15 protein-coding genes are annotated in these 17,882 nt (G+C 37.8%); 3 read left to right on the top strand and 12 right to left on the bottom strand.

Annotated features, from left to right (window positions below; all coding sequences use genetic code 11):
- The 5 genes from DSM106972_RS49950 to DSM106972_RS49930 all read right to left on the bottom strand — a co-directional run.
- Positions 1 to 272, bottom strand: a 272-nt coding sequence (locus tag DSM106972_RS49950) for a hypothetical protein (RefSeq protein WP_148129293.1), incomplete at its 3' end; no start/stop codon positions are given.
- The gene (locus DSM106972_RS49945; RefSeq protein WP_127087682.1) at positions 262 to 1,068 is read right to left on the bottom strand and encodes a hypothetical protein; all 807 of its coding nucleotides are present in this window, start codon (positions 1,066 to 1,068) and stop codon (positions 262 to 264) included. The genes DSM106972_RS49945 and DSM106972_RS49950, both read right to left, overlap by 11 nt.
- 73 nt (positions 1,069 to 1,141) lie before the next feature.
- Positions 1,142 to 3,238: a DNA polymerase gene (locus DSM106972_RS49940; RefSeq protein WP_158633040.1), complete on the bottom strand. Its 2,097-nt coding sequence runs from the start codon at positions 3,236 to 3,238 to the stop codon at positions 1,142 to 1,144.
- Entirely contained in the window at positions 3,235 to 3,588 is a 354-nt protein-coding gene (locus DSM106972_RS49935; RefSeq protein ID WP_127087680.1) for a hypothetical protein, read from the bottom strand. The genes DSM106972_RS49940 and DSM106972_RS49935 overlap by 4 nt, the downstream gene beginning before the upstream one ends.
- Positions 3,588 to 3,950 (bottom strand): DUF6876 family protein, encoded by a 363-nt coding sequence (locus DSM106972_RS49930; RefSeq protein ID WP_127087679.1) that lies wholly within the window; start codon positions 3,948 to 3,950, stop codon positions 3,588 to 3,590. Before DSM106972_RS49930 ends, DSM106972_RS49935 begins: the two co-directional genes overlap by 1 nt.
- A gap of 619 nt (positions 3,951 to 4,569) precedes the next feature.
- Between DSM106972_RS49930 and DSM106972_RS52035 the strand changes: the two genes are divergently transcribed.
- Positions 4,570 to 4,722, top strand: a complete 153-nt coding sequence (locus DSM106972_RS52035) for a hypothetical protein (protein ID WP_158633039.1) — start codon at positions 4,570 to 4,572, stop codon at positions 4,720 to 4,722.
- Between the two features lie 319 nt (positions 4,723 to 5,041).
- On the opposite strand, the gene DSM106972_RS49925 is transcribed toward DSM106972_RS52035, so the two are convergent.
- The 6 genes from DSM106972_RS49925 to DSM106972_RS49900 form a co-directional block, all read right to left on the bottom strand.
- A complete protein-coding gene (locus tag DSM106972_RS49925; RefSeq protein WP_233787003.1) occupies positions 5,042 to 7,189 on the bottom strand; it encodes a WD40 repeat domain-containing protein in 2,148 nt (715 codons plus the stop codon).
- Between the two features lie 100 nt (positions 7,190 to 7,289).
- Complete coding sequence (locus DSM106972_RS49920) at positions 7,290 to 7,655, bottom strand: hypothetical protein (protein ID WP_127087678.1); 366 nt, start codon at positions 7,653 to 7,655, stop codon at positions 7,290 to 7,292.
- 79 nt (positions 7,656 to 7,734) lie between these two features.
- Positions 7,735 to 9,165, bottom strand: coding sequence for an ABC transporter ATP-binding protein/permease (locus tag DSM106972_RS49915; RefSeq protein WP_127087677.1), 1,431 nt, complete (start codon positions 9,163 to 9,165; stop codon positions 7,735 to 7,737).
- A 15-nt stretch (positions 9,166 to 9,180) separates the two neighbouring features.
- On the bottom strand, positions 9,181 to 9,564 hold the full coding sequence (locus DSM106972_RS49910) for a hypothetical protein (RefSeq protein ID WP_127087676.1): 384 nt from the start codon (positions 9,562 to 9,564) through the stop codon (positions 9,181 to 9,183).
- 48 nt (positions 9,565 to 9,612) lie between these two features.
- Positions 9,613 to 10,107: a hypothetical protein gene (locus DSM106972_RS49905; RefSeq protein WP_127087675.1), complete on the bottom strand. Its 495-nt coding sequence runs from the start codon at positions 10,105 to 10,107 to the stop codon at positions 9,613 to 9,615.
- A gap of 46 nt (positions 10,108 to 10,153) precedes the next feature.
- A complete protein-coding gene (locus DSM106972_RS49900) occupies positions 10,154 to 10,441 on the bottom strand; it encodes a hypothetical protein (RefSeq protein WP_127087674.1) in 288 nt (95 codons plus the stop codon).
- Between the two features lie 397 nt (positions 10,442 to 10,838).
- Between DSM106972_RS49900 and DSM106972_RS56130 the strand changes: the two genes are divergently transcribed.
- Both DSM106972_RS56130 and DSM106972_RS49890 read left to right on the top strand, forming a co-directional pair.
- The gene (locus tag DSM106972_RS56130) at positions 10,839 to 10,994 is read left to right on the top strand and encodes a hypothetical protein (protein WP_411675405.1); all 156 of its coding nucleotides are present in this window, start codon (positions 10,839 to 10,841) and stop codon (positions 10,992 to 10,994) included.
- A gap of 156 nt (positions 10,995 to 11,150) precedes the next feature.
- On the top strand, positions 11,151 to 15,758 hold the full coding sequence (locus DSM106972_RS49890) for a two-partner secretion domain-containing protein (protein ID WP_127087673.1): 4,608 nt from the start codon (positions 11,151 to 11,153) through the stop codon (positions 15,756 to 15,758).
- 647 nt (positions 15,759 to 16,405) lie between these two features.
- On the opposite strand, the gene DSM106972_RS49885 is transcribed toward DSM106972_RS49890, so the two are convergent.
- Positions 16,406 to 17,836, bottom strand: a complete 1,431-nt coding sequence (locus tag DSM106972_RS49885) for an ISKra4 family transposase (protein ID WP_127087672.1) — start codon at positions 17,834 to 17,836, stop codon at positions 16,406 to 16,408.
- Positions 17,837 to 17,882: the final 46 nt, after the last annotated feature.

Genomic DNA, 17,882 nt, shown 5'->3' with positions numbered 1-17,882 from the left:
CTACCTAATTGCTCTCTAAAAATAGTTGCTCCAAACTCTCGCTTATCCACGAACGCAGGCGCCCCCCCTGAACGGTTACAAATATTCTTTACATGTCCAACAATTACTTTTGCTGCTCTATCAGCTTGATTTTCTGGAATATCTTTGCATATCCAATCAAATGTAGTTTTCCATATTTCCCAACGCTTGAGATAGCTTTCTTGATTAGGATGATGGGTAGCAATAATTCTTGCAGCTTCGCTAATTACTACTGATTTTGTTTTAGATTCCATATACTTTATTAATTTGATAAGCTTTTGGTGCGCTTTTTTGTACATCTAATTGTTTATCTATACCAAAATGTTGACGTATACTATCTAACCCCTCTAAATAAGTCATAAGTGCGGTAGAACCAGCTACTTGATATAGCGAGATAGCATTTTCCCATTCTTGGAGACTGGCTTTTTTATTTTTGAGGATAGATACTACAGCAGCAGGAAGTTGAATTTGATTCCCTGTATCTAAATCATGATGGACAACTGTTTCTAATAACAGTTCTTGTTCGCTGGTAACTTCAAAACCTTTAGATGTGTTAATTTGGTGTAGTTGAGCAGCTACGTTAAATAAAGGCAGCTTTAACTGAGTTGGCTTTTGGCGTTTGGTAGGAGTAGATAGGCGCCTTTTTGATTTGATTTTGACAGGCTCTTGAGGTATTTCGATATTTAAAAGTTGTGATATTTCCAAGGATAATTGTCCGCAAGGCGCCAGTTTTACATTTACATCAAGGGTACAGTGAGGATAAATAATGTGGTATTTATAATCAGGTTTGCACCGAGGGTCACCAAAAACTCGCAGTTTTACTCGCAGTGTGTGGAATATCCAACCACTTCCTCTGTCTGTAGAGTTTGGTAATTGCACAACTGGTAAATCTTCTGTCCACTCAATAGTGACTATGCGGTCGCCTGATAATCCTTGCCAAATATCTTTAACTTTTGCGCCTGGATGTTGTTCTTGAAATTTCTCTACCCAGGTGCGTTGTTTTTTGTTTAGCTTTGGTTTCGTTCTTTTCTTAGATTTTGATTTAGTCATAGTAGCTATAGCGCATGTACAAAACCTGCACAAGGACTTCTACCTTATGCAGGTACAAAATACTAGCTTTGTATTAACCTTTATCTGCCCAAGAGTTACAGATAATTGATTCTGGAAGTTCGTTTTTATGCACAGGAACAACTGTAATAAATTGACTCATTGACTCTCTCATTGCTTGTTGGACTGCTGTTGCCACCTGTAGAACATATTCGGTAGCAGCTATAACATTTAGCTCGTCATGACATGAGTTTCCCAACCATACTTTTCCTAACCATTCTGGATGTTGGTCATAGATGGTTATGAATTTGGCTTTAGAAAGTTTAATGATAGTGGCTTCCGTCAGTGTCCAAAATGCAGCACAAGCATCTGGTAAGCGGACTGAACACAGCTTTTTATCACCAAAATCTTCTGGATATTTAGGTAGAAACACATATCGTCCGCTTATCGATTTGACACAGCCCAAACCGAACTTAGCGCGCGATTCTATTTCAGCCAAACCCAAGACGGAAGGTTTGAATTTATTGGCATTGCGTACTATCTGTCGCTGGAATTGCGCCAAGGTGGAATAAGTGTTCTTCCAACTATTGGTATGCAATTTGGCTTCTTCCAAACTTAGTTCAATTCCAGAACCTACACGCACTGTCTGCTGGTGTCGTTTTGCTCCAGAACCATTTTGGGCGCCATAATGTGCCGATTTGCTGACTGACCTTAATAGTGCTGCTTGTTCATTGTTGGGGTGAGTTTTGTCATTTTTCCACCGTTTTATGTTTTCCTCCGTCCACTCTTCGCCCAAACCTTGAGCTTGGGCAATTTTGGCGCCAATAATACAGAAAGCATCACCAGTAGATGAATTTAGTTTTTCGATGAGTAATTTATCTCCCGATGCTTGGGCTGCAATAGCGGTATGGGCGCCCATGAGGTCATTTATGATGTAAGTGTAATTGGGTGGCGCCACAAATACACTTCGCACGCTTGGTAGATTTAACTGTTTTAGTTCGTGAGGCATTTTGTCAGGGTGCGGTGGGTTCATGAGATTTGGGTCGCGACAATTTGAGCGTCCTAATCCCATTGGTCCAATTTGGTTGTAGCTTCCTCGAACTCGACCATCTTTAATGTTCCTAGCAATGCCTTTAAGGTAGTTAATGTAATTTTGCTGAGTGCGGATGAGGGATAGGAGTTTGAGAGATGGAATACTCCAATGTATACTAAGGGTTTCGGCTGATGTGTCTTTAAGATTGAGTTTGAACTTAGCGTTAATTAGTGGTAGAAGCGCTTTCGAGCTGTTAATGACTCCTACTGCTTCTGGAAAAGTTTCTTGTAGCTGATGAATTAATTGCCCTAGCACTAGCTCATATTCAGCAGTTACCTGTTGTAGGACAAGGGTATTTACAGGCATTCCGTAGTATTCCATCTGGGCAAATGCTGGAGAAGCTGCACACTCAATTAGTCCATGTTCCCAGGCGCCTACTTTCTGCATCAGCAGTTTGAGTTGGTCATAAATATTCAACACCACAGCAGCATCCGTAGCAGCATAGTTGTACTGACGATTAGACAGTTTGCCGTTCCCCAATTCTCCCCATCCCCAGTCAGAGGTTTGGGCTGTTTTGTCAATAAAGATGCCTAATCGCAAACACAAAGATTCTAGAGAATGGGGACGACCGCGTACTTGTTCTAACCACTGGTTTAGCCCAGCCCAATACACCTGAGATAGTAGTTGTGTATCAATGAGATTGCGAATCGGAAAGTTGTATTTGGCGAGCATGAAAGCTTGCTCAAACAACAACGCATGTCCTACTACTTCGACTGCGGGGTTAGCCAACCTTTCCTTTAAAGTTTCCCAAAACCCAATTGATTTTAAGTGTATATGTTTGCTCGCGCGCTCCTTGGGCGCCCATCCTAGATCAACTACAATTACCTTACAACCGTGATTTGTGGGTACTGCTATTTGGATTAATCTTATTTCTCCGGTATTTGGTGATAAAGCACCGTCCTTATCCTCCGCTGTTGAATACGTTTCTAAGTCAAACCCAAATCTGGAACACTGTTTCCACAATTTAAAGTAGGTGTTAAATTGTGAATCATCCATCAACACAACTCTTGAATCTAATTCTTCTTCTGGAAATAGCATGAGAGAGTGTTGATGGAACTTGTTTTGGTTTTTTTGGCTCATCTAAGGCTTAATTGTCTCTGTAACTCTCCTTCTTTCTGCATCTTAAAAGCTCTAGATTCTATCTCTAAATGGTAAGTAGAATATGGATGCTGAGAAAGGAAATATTCTAAGTCAGATAAATCTGTTATTGTTAGTTCCATTGGAATAATTACTTCTGGCTTATAAACTATGATTCTAGAATATTCCTTGTTAGGACATTTTGATATTTGAGATAAATGATAAGAAATAGATTTTACATCTAAGTAAAAATTACTGAGATGGTAAGCGGCTACAACTTCTACAAGTTTCTCTATCTCAAATATTTCCTCTTCAATTATTTGATGCTCTTTTGCTTGGAATCGTACTTTCATTAATACTCCGAGGGCAACATCAGAACTTTTTCACGAACGTAAAGCTTTATTTGAGTAAGTGGAAAATTTGTATATTCAATTTTTTGAGTTACAACTGGTTCGCAGTCACTATCAATACGACAAGTTAGTTTTGCTGTTTTATCTGCCTTAACTTCTAACTGCCAAAGTTGAAATTCCTTAAGTTCTGGGTGTTTTAATAGAAGACTTCTATTTTGGTGAGATGCTATAGCGTCTATCAGCCAGAAAGAATTAGTTTGACTTGCTAAAAATTTGACACCTTCGGTATATGATAGTATTTTGAGCCAGTGAGTGAATAAAGCAGTCGAACCAGTAAACTGGGCTAAATCAGCTTTTTTAGTCATTCTAAAACCTTGCGAATTATTACTTTACAATAATAAAGGCGTTAGCCTTTCATAGAATTAATAAAGCCTCAAATATTCGTGTAATTTGTAATTTGACTTTGCCGTTTTGCAAGCAAATAGTAAAAAAAATTAGCGGCAAAGCTATGGTATAAAAAGCTATTTTTACGAAAATTATACCAACCAAACAGAAGATTTATTTTCAATACTCAGATACTGCCGTTCGTGTTGGCGCCGAAGCAGTCTAAATTCATCATTTATGCTTATTTTAGGTGTTATTGACGGTAAAAACCACAATATTAAATCACGGCAATCTCAAAGTTCAAAAATCCAATCGCGGCAAAGTAAAAGTAAAATAGGCTTTTTTGACACAGACATACACCGCGCTGTTTGAAGCTTTGCAATACCTTATGCTGCAAAGTCAAAGTACAAATCATAATTCGGATTGTGATTTGTAATTTGACTATTAATGCACCTATTGGCTTGCAGATGGGTTTGCAACCAGGGCAAATTGCAAGTTCTTCAATTGCTAGAGATAACATAGGTAATGCAATTAATGGGTTAGGCAGTTAATTCAGGTACAATAGCGCTAATTAGTGGTGAAATTACTCTAGACTTTGGTGTGGTATTTATAACTAATGGACAAGTGCAACTAGCAGCATTAGCGAGTAATGCTGCTGTTTTGTTTGATTTCAATAAGATTGAGTTAAATTTTACAATACCTGATAATGTAGGACGGGCGCCTGTAAAATTAACGAATAAAGCTTTAGCTTAAAACTTGAAATTGACATTAAAAGTTTCCATTACCGTCGAAGGAGATATTTCATCGTATAAAATTGAAGATACCAAAGTAGCATTGCAGGAATTAGGATTAGATAGTGATCTTGAGTTAGAGGATTAGTAAAATATAATGATTAGATGGCGCCATTTAATAAAGCTCCTAATATAGTCAAGTGGCGTCAGTTTGCGTAGCTTTTAAGTTTATATAAATATCAACGGCAGCAAATTTAAAACTATTAGATTAATTTTATTACTTTAATCATAATTTTAAAACTTTTTTAATATTTCTCTATAAGCTTATTTGATGTTTTTTGTTAAATATTCTGCCAAATTTTAACTGTTTTGTCCTTACTGGCACTTATTAAAGTATGTCCATCTTGGCTAAAAGCTATAGAAAGAATTGGCTCTGAGTGCCCTTCAAGAGTGCGAAGCAAAGCTCCTGTTTTTGCACTCCACAGCTTAATAGTTGTATCTTCACTACCACTAGCAATAATTTTTCCATCATAGCTAAAGGCAATAGAATTTACATCATTTGAGTGACCTTCAAGAGTAAAAATTAAATCTCCTTTTTTTAAATCCCACATTTTAATAGTGTTATCATTACTGCCGCTAGCAATCGTTTGCCCATCTGGACTAAATATCACAGACATTAGCCAATCTGAATGACCAGTAAAAGTGCGAACTAATTGCCCGGTGTTTAAATCCCACAACTTGACAGTTTTGTCAAAACTGCCACTAGCAATTGTTTGTCCATCTGGGCTAAAAGCAATAGAATAAACAATATTTGAATGTCCTGTAATGGTGCGAATTAATTCTTTGGTTTTTAAATTCCACAGTTTAATACTCTTGTCATCGCTGGCACTGGCAAGTGTTTGTCCATCTGGGCTAAAAGCAATAGAACGAACAGCTGACTGCCCTGTTAATGTGTATATTTTCAAATTCCATAGTTTAATGGTATTATCCCAACTGCCACTGGCAAGAGTTTGTCCATCTGGACTAAATGCAAGAGACGAAATAAAAGACGAATGCCCCTTGAGAGTACGGATTAAAGTTCTTGTTTTTATATCCCACAGCACGATATCTTTATCGTCATCGCCACTTGCAAAAGTTTCTCCGTCAGGACTAATGGCAATAGCTCTAACGCTTGCACTACAAAGAAATGTTTGCACAAGTCTCCATTTTTGAGCATTCGCTTTGATAGTTTCTTGCTCTTTTACATCGTCTGCAGTTATTTTTAGTTCTTTATCATAAACTTGCTGTATCTGTTTTTGAAGGTCTTTGAGTTCATCTATATAAGGACGTATAAAATCTTGAGGTAAACCTTCTTTTGATAATGCGGAAGCTATTCTAGCAAATTGAAGTTGATAATAAGGGTCAAGATTCAGATAGTAAATATCAGCAGTATAAGCTGCTAATAGTTTACTACCTATAACTATTGACTGGCGAATCATACGGAGAGCTTCTATTTCATCTAAGCCTTGCGATATTAATTTTTTTTTTGCTCTCTCCCAGTACAAAGTTTGACTAGAGAATATAGAAATTTTACTATTATTTAGTCCCCAATAACCAACATTAAAATCGCAGGTGTAATCAGTAACATTTATATAAATAGTTGCGGTTGGTATAGGAGCTAAAATCTTATACAATTGTTCTAAATTAATATCGCTAACTGGATGCTTAAAATAACCGCTATAAAACTCAACTTGGTGTTTTTTATCTCGTTCTGGGTAATACTGAGCAAGAAATGTACCCGTACTTTCTAGCTCAATTTCAAGGTTATTGCGGATTGAAGAGGGAGCGTCCTGGCTCACTCTTGGAGGTGAAAGTAATATTAGTAGACAGTCTTTTTGCTCTGTTAATATATCCTCTGTTTCTTTACGACTGATAATACCATTCCAGTTTTCTAAATCCCAGTTTCCTTGAATTTCTTTTATTTTTAAGTCAATTGCTTTATCTTGGAACTCACGCATTGAGTCTCGGATTAACTCAATTAATTCAAGTTTTGTTTGAGCATCTTGTTTTTGAGAGTACTCAGAAAATTTTTGTCTAGCTTTTTCACCAGAAATAACGTATCGAAGACGTTCTCTTAACCCCTCTCCTATTCCTAAAGGTATCTCTCCTATTCCTTCTCCTGTTTTGCGAGCAATACTTCCTGCCCCTTCTCCTATGCCACGATAAAACTCTCCTATCCCGGTTCCAATTCCCTTTAATGCAGGACTCAGGTAATCGTACAACAAGCGGGGAGAGAGGTTAAAAGCTGAAACACCTGTATTTTCAGAGGACTGAGCTAGCGCTATTTTGGTGGTATTTTTCTGTCCAAAATCAGATACTAAGAAAATGACTGTCCCCACACTGGCTTTAGTGAAGCTTTTTAAAAAATGACGACGTTTTAGGGCGCCTGATGTCACTTCAGAAGCGTAGACACTTGTATTTTGCTCTACTTTTCGCTCTTCAGGTTTCAAAATCCAAAGCTCCTTTCTGTTTCAAAGTGGGAGATAGAAAGAATACAAAATAATATTCTGATACAAGTTCAGTATGAGTCACTCCTCAAAAGTTACCATATTACTTGAATGGTTTTACATCAGTAACGTAAGCAGTTACATTCGTAGCTGGATTAAAAAGCGAGTACCAGCTACCACCTGGTTGATCAAGGTATGTTAAACTAAGATGGCGACCAATTGATACGTTTGGTTGTGAGTTATACCAGACAACATACTTTTTCCCCTTAAAGAGGAAAATACCTCGAAATGCTCCTCCTTGCGTATCATAACCATGATCTTCAATCATCTCAACAGTGCTAACAGTATAGTCAACTTGGGCGATAATTGTCGGTGAGGTGTTTTGAGTAATGCTTTGAGCAATAGATTGTTCAACTGGAATCGCAAAAAAGAGAAAGATAGCCAGAAAACAAAAAATTAATTTCCTCATTATAAATGCTCCTACATGTTAATAAAAAATATTAGGAGGTAATCAACACTTTCGCAGTGCCACTATACTTTAATCATCTTTATCTTTGAACTTCTGCATCGTGTTGGTATGCCCAAACAGCCAAAAATCCAAATATACATGCAGCCCACAGTAACCAAAGCAAATCTATTGAAACGTAATTATCATTACTCATTCCTGCTGACCACATTACTAACCGACCGTAATGACAAAAAGGTGAAAATGCGATTAAATCCTGTACAGGTTTAGATACGGGAAGAGGTAAACCGCAAGTGAACAACGCGAAGGGGATAGACAAACCAGTAATTACGTTAACGCTTTTAGGTTTGAACAAATAACCTAGTGCCAGACCTAAAATTACAAAAGGGATAATTCCTAAGATAAAACTGAAGAACATAACTAGCCATCGTCCCAAATTTTCATGAATTCCTAACCTCCAGGCGCCTAAGAGCAACACAAGTAAAAGGTTAACTGTTAAAATTGCTAAAGAAACGAGAATTTTGGCAGCTAAATACACCGTGGGTGGCAGAGGACTAACTCGTAACAGTTTTAACCATCCCTCGCTACGTTCAGTAGCTATTACATTTCCAAGTCTCTCAATAGCAAATGTTAGTAAACTAATACCAGCAAAACACAGCAGTTCTATTTTCCCCGCTTGTTCATTGGGTGTTAAAAAAACAACCATGCAAGGAAATAAAAGAAGACCTAACAAATAAATACGATTGCGGGATAACTTTAGAAATTCTATCCATGTTTGGCGCCAAAGCATCGACAATAAATTTTGTGATTCAACCGTAGAGTTACCTTTTTGCTTTAAGTCTGGTGTATCACGAATAATTTCAACCGCAACAATCTTACTTTTACCATCTTCTTTATTCCATTCAAGAGTAATAGAACGAGTTGCCAGAGCTTTTATTTTATCTTGGTCAGAACTTTCATTAGTAACCATCAAAATAGTTATACCCATTTCTCTGCATCGCTTAATCTGTTCCCAAAAATCTTCTTTACCCTCTAGGTCTAACTCTTTGGTTGGCTCATCCACTATTAGACATTTTGGTTTATCAGCAATTCCTAAAGCAAAAATAATTCTTTGTTTCTCACCACCAGATAACTTGTCTAAGAAATCATCATGCTTACCTTCTAGATTTACTGTGCTAAGAATTTCTTCAGCCGATAAAGGATTGGGGTAATAACTGCGCCAAAGCTCAACAAATTCTTTTACCTTTGTTTCTTTAGGAGGTTTTACTGTTTGCAAAACTGCCCCAACATGATTTTTTGATTTTGGATATAGAGGTGAGTAACCGTCCAACTTTACTTCCCCACTATCAGGTACGTCAAGTCCCAAGATGAGGTTTAATAAGGTGGTTTTACCAGAGCCATTAAGTCCTTTCAAAATTACAAATTCACCCTGCTTAACTATCAAATTAATTCCTTCTAAGCAGAACCTTTCACTCAGCTTCTTATGGACATTATGTAATTCAATTAAATTCATACTTCTCTCTCAGTATTAAAATAAAGAGTTAACAATTAACCAAATTGCCAAACCTACTCCTACAGCTACTGTTGCTGGAAGTTCAAGAACCGTCAATCCTACAGCAGCTGTTAGACCCGCTCCTACAGCTATAGGTTCAAGCAAACCAGTATGACGACCATCTGTACAAGACCCTATAGTAAAAATGCAAAAGTCGCTGCCTCTAGTAACTGTAAAAAATACTGCAACTGTTGCTATAAAGAACAATCCTACTCCTACAGTTCTAACAATAGGCTTGTCCAAATCAAACAAAGATGTCTTCTTCTCAAGCTGCGAGGATGTATTTTTTTCAAGCTCTGAAGAACCCGTATTATTTTCCATTTGTGCTGAAAATGCGTTTTTTTCAGGTTGTGATTGCATAGCTATTACCTCAAATATGTAAAATTATTAAAATTGAAAAAATTTGATTTAAGATATTGCTTCTAGAGACTTTCTAACTACAAACCAAATTGCCAGACTTACTCCAGCAACAGTAAGTGCAGGAGCTTCCAAAATCGCCATAGGAACAGTTACTGCTGCAGTCGTGGCGACAGCTACTAATTCTTTTTGACTTATTCCGTCACTACCTCTATCCTGATTTTTATATTTAGGAGCAGGAGGTACGGGTTTAGTTACATTGTCACTACCTTTTTTGCTGTTATTATATGTAGGAGTCAGATTAACAGGTTTATCTGTATAACGTACAAAGTTGTTTGAAGAACTAGTATTTTCAGCTACAACAGTTTCTTTGCATTTAGTGAATTGCGACCAGTTATGTGATTTATAGATTGGGTTACAACTATTTTGAATACCCAATGTCACTATTATAATAAGCAATGTCCAAGATATAAAACCTCTTAACAAAAGCGTTTTTATCTTAGATTCTTTATATTCAATTTTTAAGAGGTTTTTTATTGATTGCATAATCAGAATATTCCCTTATATACAAATTGTGCATGAAATTTTTCTATTAGGAACCTTGAATTTTTCGGACAATTTTTCCATCCTCTTGCAACTTCTCTATTACAGCAGCACAAAATCCAGGTTTTCCTCGCACTATGAATGTTTTCTTCTCTCCCTTCTCCGTTTTTAGTTGAAGGAGACCCCATAGAATTGTAACTTCCCTTGAAGTATAATTTGGACTTTGCCATTCAACCGTAATCGTTTCTTCTGCGCCAAACAAATCTTTAATCTTAGAAAACATTGGGATATCAATCCCAGCCTTTTTAAACTGCTTAGGGGTTATATACTCTGTCATTTTAGCTTTTCACCTTATATAGTTATAAATAAAATATCCAGCCCAGCGCTTGTTATCATTATGAAATTGCTATGAAGTATAGCAACCGTGCGGCTGATGCAGCAATTAATAACTTAGCACGTTTATCTATTATTAATGGAGATAGTACCGCAGCTATGGTTTTAATAACTTGTTAGCTGTTGAAAGCTATGTTCTGTTTTTATGTATGTGCTTATAATATTAGTGCCTATAAAGCTGTACATCCTTAAAAAGTTTGGATTGCTACCTAATTTTTCTCCGACTAAATGACTCATACTAAAGTTGGAATGTATGCTGGCCAAAGCCACCTTACTTAATTGGGTCGTACAATTGGTTCTTCATCATCACCAACCTGAGTAATTCGTCCAAAAAAGAAATCATGTTAGAACAAAAATATTTAATAGTATTCTTATATCTTAAAGATTGTTTACAAAAAGAAACTTACGGAGAACGATACAATTGTTTCTATGAAGTTATTATTTGGCATATTGTCCAAAATTTAGCTTATCCTGACTTCTATCAAGCTTGGTGCTGACCTACTTAGACCAAGTTACGCTACAAACGCATATAGTACAAGGTGCCAATTAATTCCTTAAGAAAAAATTGCATAAGTTTGTTATAGGCAGAAATACTGATAAATATAAGTTTAATAACAAACTTTGATTATCATTATTGTTCAGGATAAAGTGCGATGAATAAGAACAAGGATTTATTACACTCGCTTCTACTGTGTGCCTTTCTCTCGCTTAGTAGTACTTCGGTTCATGCACAAATTACACCTGATAATACTTTAGGGGCGGAAGCTTCTAAACTTACACCAAATGTACTAATTAATGGTGCCTCTGCTGATTTGATTAATGGTGGCGCCTTGCGTGGTAATAATCTTTTTCATAGTTTTAGTGAGTTTAATATCAAAAATGGACAAGGAGTATACTTTGCCAATCCGTCTAGAGTAGTAAATATATTGACGCGCGTTACAGGTAGTAATGCATCTAATATTTTGGGGACATTGGGTGTTGATGGTGGTGCCAATCTATTTTTAATAAATCCCAACGGTATTTTATTTGGTCAAAATGCGCGACTTGATATAGGAGGTTCGTTTGTTGGGACGACTGCGAACGGTGTGCAATTTGGTAATCAAGGTAATTTTAGTGCTTCCGCACCGAAGGTGCCTGGGTTATTAACGATTAATCCTTCAGCATTGTTTTTTAATCAGATTAATCCAAATGCTGCAATTGTAAATAAATCGGTGGCGCCTGTAAATTTTAATTCAGCAGGTTTCATAGTATTTGGATTGCAAGTACCAGATGGTAAGAGTTTGCTACTGGTAGGCGGTAATGTCAGTATGGATGGAGGTGAATTAAATGCTCTTGGTGGAAGAGTTGAGTTAGGTGGATTGGCTGAACCTGGAACTGTAGCGTTAGATATAAATAATGATAATTTCAGGTTAAGCTTTCCCGAACAGGTGACTCGTGCTTCGGTATCTCTGATAAATCAAGCTCAAGTACACGTAGAAAGTGCTGGAGGGGGCGATATTACTATTAATGCTCAAAATATAGAGATTTTGGGAGGAAGTGGTCTTTTATCTGGTATTGGACTAGGTTTAGAGGCGCCGACGAACGTCGCAGGTAACATTACGTTAAACGCAACAGGAGAAATTAAAGTTGCTGGCACCAGAAGCGGAATTCGTAATGTAGTGCAATCTGGCGCAAAGGGGAATGGCGGAAATATTGCGATTGATACTGGTTTCTTTAATGTATTTGATGGAGGTATAGTTGTTGCTTCAACATTCGGGCAGGGGAATGCTGGGAATATAACAGTGAATGCAACAGGTGCCGTTTCCTTGAAAGATGCTGCCATGTTTAGCTCCATAGAAGCAGGGGCTGTGGGTAAAGGTGGCAATATTAGTATCAATGCAGCTTCTCTATCTTTAGCTAATGTTGCCCAGTTACTAACAGCTACTCGTGCTGCATCTAGGAACCAACCTGCAGGTAAAGGTTCGGCTGGCGATGTAGATGTAAAAGTTACAGGGGTTATTGATATTGCTGGGAAGAGAAATGAAATCAGGAGCGGGATTTTCAGCAATATAGAAGCAGGTGCAGAAGGACAGGGCGGAAATATTACGATTGATACTGATTCCTTCAAGTTACGAGACGGTGCCCAACTTCTTGCCTCAACTTTTGGAATTGGTGATGGGGGAAATGTGAAAGTTACTGCTTCTAATTCTGTTTCCCTTATGGATAATGCTGCCATAGGTAGCACAGTAGAAGCTTCGGGTGTAGGTAAAGCTGGCAATATTATTATTGATGCTGCAACACTATCATTACAAAATAGTGCTAAGGTATTAACTTATACAAATGGTGTATCTGATACGCAAGGGTCAGTTAGCCTAGATGCAGGGAATGTAAATGTAAAAGTTACGGGTGCTATTAATATAGCTGATGAAAAAAATACATCAAACAGCGGCATTTTTACTTATGTGGAGCCGGGAGCAAAAGGTAATGGAGGTAATATAACCATTGATACTGGTTCCTTGAACTTACGAGACGGCGCCCAACTTAGTGCCTCAACCTTTGGAATTGGTTCGGCAGGGAATGTAACGGTAAATGCAAAGGATTCTGTACAAATTACAGATGCTCTTATCCTTAGCACAGTAGGAGCTGGGGGTACAGGTAAGGGTGGCAATATTAACATCAACGCAGCTTCTCTATCTTTAACTAATATTGCTCAACTGCTAACTGCTACTCTTTCTGCATCGGGGACTCAAGGTGCAGGAAGGGGGAATGCGGGAGATGTGAATGTAAAAGTTACGGGTATTGTTGATATCGCTGGTAAAAAAGATACATCAAGCAGTGGGATTTTCAGTCGTATAGAAACAGGTGCTGAAGGTAATGGGGGTAATATAACTATTGATGCAGGTTCCTTCAACTTACAAGATGGTGCTCAACTTGAAGCCGGAACTTTTGGAATTGGGAATGCGGGAAATATTACGGTAACTGCGACAGGCGATATTTCCCTTATCAATAATGCTCTCATCACCAGCACTGTAGGAGCAGGAGGTGTAGGTAAGGGTGGCAATATTACCATTAATGCAGCGACACTATCATTACTTCGGGGTGCCCAACTACAAACTTTTACCCAGGAAGCATCTAATACTAAAGTGGCAGGTAGAGGGGATGCAGGAAATGTAAATATCAAAGTTATAGGTGCTGTTGATATTGCTGGTAAAAGAGATGATATGTTTCCCAGTGCAATTTTCAGCAGTGTGAACACAGGAGCAGAAGGTAATGGAGGAAACATAACCATTGATGCAGGTTTCTTCAACTTGCGTTCGGGTGCCCAACTTGCTACCTCAACTACAGGAATGGGGAATGCTGGGAGTGTGACAGTGACTGCAAAAGATTTTGTTTTTCTTGCAGATGGCAACATTTTCAGCACAGTAGAAGCAGGAGGCGTGGGCAAAGGTGGCAATATTACTATTGATGCAGCTTCTCTATCACTACTTGAGGGTGCCCAACTATTAACTTCTACTCGTGAAGCATCTAATACTCAGCTACCAGGTAGAGGGAATGCGGGGAATGTAAATGTCAAAGTTCAGGGAGTTGTTAATATTGCTGGTAAAACAGATAAATTGCTCAGTGCCATTCGCAGTTCAGTGGAAACAGGTGCAGTAGGCAATGGTGGTAATATCACTATTGATACTGATTCTTTCAAATTACTTGATGGTGCTCAACTTTTCGCCTCAACTTTTGGACAAGGCAATGCGGGAAATGTAACAGTGACTGCTAAGAATTCCGTTTTTCTTGTAAATAATGCTCTCATCACCAGTAGTGTAGGAGCAGGAGGTGTAGGCAAGGGTGGCAATATCAATATTAATGCTGCAACACTGACACTACGAGATGTCGCTCAACTACAAACTACAACTTATGGTGCATCTAGTACTCAAGGGGCAGGTAAGGGGGACGCAGGAAATGTAAATGTCAAAGTTTTTGGAGAAGTTGATATTGCTGGCAAAAAAGATATGTTTTCTAGTGCGATTTTCAGTTATACGGAAAAAGGTACAGAAGGCAATGGGGGTAATATTACTATTAATGCTGGTTCCTTCAAATTACAAGATGGGGCTTTTCTTTCTGCCGCAACTTCTGGAATTGGCAATGCAGGGAATATAACGTTGACTGCAAAGGATTCTATTTTCATTGCAGATAAAGCTCGCATTGGTAGTACATTAGAAGCAGGGGGTGTGGGTAAGGGTGGCAATATCGATGTTAATGCTGCAACACTAACACTATTAAATAGTTCTATACTGGCAAGCTCGACCTTTGGACAGGGAAACGCTGGTGACATAGCAGTGCGAGCAAAAGATGCTGTTTCCTTTTCAGGTAGTTCTTACGTTGCCAGCACAGTAGAAGCAGGGAGTGTTGGTAAGGGCGGCAATATTGATATTAATACTGTAACACTAACACTAAGAGATGGTGCCCAAATATTAACTGGTACCAAGGCTACCACCCAAGGGGCAGGTAGGGGAGATGCGGGGAACGTGAAAGTAATAGTTACAGATGTTGTTGATATTGCTGGCATAAAAGATACATTTCCAAGTGGCATTTTCAGTTCTGTGGAGACAGGAACAGAAGGAAACGGAGGTAATATTACTATTGATGCTAGTTCCTTTAAATTGCATTCAGAAGCTGAACTTCAAACTTCAACTTATGGTATTGGAAATGCGGGAAATGTAACGTTGATTGTAAAAGATAATATTTCTCTTGTCGAAGCTGACATTTTCAGTGCAGTGGAAGCTGGAGGTGTCGGTAAAGGTGGCAATATCGATATTAATGCTGCTTCACTGTCGTTATATGGCGCTCAAATAGCAACTGGTACTCGTGGTGTATCTGCAACTCAAGGGGCAGGTAGGGGAGATGCAGGGAATGTAAATGTGAAAGCTTCTGGGGAAGTTAATATTGCTGGTTTGAAAAATGGGTTTTCCAGCGGTATTTTCAGCAGTGTGCAACTCGATACAGTCGGTAATGGGGGCGATATTACTATTAGTGCAGATTCCTTCAAGTTACAAGACGGTGCCATATTAAATGCTCGCACCGAAAATGACAACAGAGGTGGCAATATTACTGTAAATACAAATGTTTTTAAAGCCCTTACTGGAGGGCAACTTATTACCACTACCTCAAGGAATGGACGCGCAGGTAAAATCGAGAGCGAAAAATTTCAGGGGAGCAGTAAATATGAACTTCCAATCCTTGAAATCAACTTGCAAACATCACCAGCACTTAAGAGCAACATTGAATAAGTAATATTTAAGACTAAAAAGTATATTATTATACTTCAGATTCACTTAACTCTCACTCTCATAGTAAAGAGTATAATGTATTCTCTTTACCTAAAATACTTCTAATCATAAAAAGCGCAAAGCAATATTTTATTTTTAGCACATATGAACAATATTAATAAGTAACTTTTTTAAGCTACTTAGTGATACTTGTATTTCAAAAAAACTGTAAATCGCGTCTAAAAATCATCAGTAAGTATTTGTTTATATTGTTACATATCAATAAGTATTTAAACGTGTATACAGTTGCAATATTTAAATTTTATCAATATGGTTGTACAAAATATTCTTGATATGACAAGGATTATTAGCAATTGTAGAAAATTCTAATTGAAGATTTTATTTAACTTTATTTATACAACAAGTAATAAATTTTACACTAACGTTTTCAACGCCTAAAGTTTTGGTCAAATAAAATAAATACTTTTATTACAATAAAAGTAGCTTTTTTAGTTAACTATTTTATACTCTAGATATACTTTATTGTCAAAAATAGTCGTATTTTTGTCCTAATTTTTTGCGATACTTTCACATATACTTTTATACTCAGTAATTTAGTACTAAAATATAAAAGTGTTATAGACACTTGTTTTGATGTAAAAAATGCTTTAAGTCGCTTGTAGTGTAAACTCTTGCTGGCGCCCCAAAGTCAATCCAGGATACCAAGAGCGGAATTTTTCTGCCCAATCAGAATTTAAAACCCGTGTTCGCACTTGAATCAGAAGATGGGCGCCTTTTGGAGTCCAACGCATTTGTTGCTTTTTAACGAAACGCTTGCTAATAACCTGATTGACAGCAGACTCAACAAACGAGCTTGAGATAGGCTCTCCGTTATAATAGCGGTCGCCGTAATTTGGGATATACTGCCCGTTATTGTCGATATAAGTTTTAAAATCTTGTAAATAGGAATCAAGTTTTTTAGCTTCAAGACTGGGTTGACCATATTCCAGGTCAGTTAATGTATAAGCGACACATATCAAATCTTCAATTTTTGATAATGCTTTAAATACATTACCATGCCATAAACTCCACTTTATACTCTTCAAATCTTCTTGGATAGATTCGCTATCTATGGCTGGTTTATCAATTATTTTAGTTATCCCCTTCGCAATTTGTGTCATCACAGTTATCCGCATTGTGATGTGGAACCAATCAAGTATATATTCTGCATTGGGATTGAGATAATACTGTAGTTCGCGTATACTTGATTCCCCATCTGATAGAAATGTTACCTGTTGATTCATCTGCATTCCCTGAGACTTCAGTACCTCAAATATACGGCGCCGTGGCTTGGTGTCGTAAGAGGGAACCATGCCAAAACTCTTAGATGTACCGTCAGCTTTTATACTTTTACCTGCAATCACTTGAAAATATCCAGATTTGGAAGATTTCCTATCATAAAAGCGGACATACCCTCCATCCATACCCACTACCAAAGGCAAATCAGGTTTAGGCAGGCTCTCCCAATCGCTTTGGCAGCCTTCTATCAATGCTGTAGTTTCGGGCAGCAACTCTGACTCTAAACGTGTACCTAATGTATGCAGATTATTACGTATTGATGCAGCGTTTATTTCTCCTTCTAGTGGCAGTATTTCTGATAGAACTTTAACTGAAAGTCCGTAGGACATCAGGGATGCATATTTTGACTCAAGGTAAAGTAATTCGGGTGATGTACGTTCTTTTAATAAATTTGCAACTGGGTTAAAAGTACGGGTTATATGCTCAGTACATTCACAATTAAACAATCTTGTACATGACAGTTGTAACTTACCGAATAGCGTCCTGTGTACAATGGTACGCTTGTCTTTATGGAGCAGTTTCTTGTTGCAATCAGGGCAAAACTCTTGTTGCTTTGAGTATTCGGCTACCTGTTGGAAGGCTATATGACGTTGTGTGTTGTGCAATATTTGCTTCGCTTCTGCTATGTTCAGTCCCAAATTATCAGGTTGTAGGTTAGCCCTTTCAATTTGTGCCACTTCGTGGATTAGCGGTGTTTCACCCGATTCAGATTCAATAACAATTTGGACTTTGAATTTCACATTGTTTCCTCAAAAAATAATGTATCCTTATCTCCCGTAGAGTATT

This window comes from Dulcicalothrix desertica PCC 7102 (assembly GCF_003991905.1).
GTDB lineage: Bacteria > Cyanobacteriota > Cyanobacteriia > Cyanobacteriales > Nostocaceae > Dulcicalothrix > Dulcicalothrix desertica.
This window is presented reverse-complemented; position numbering and strand designations above follow the sequence as displayed.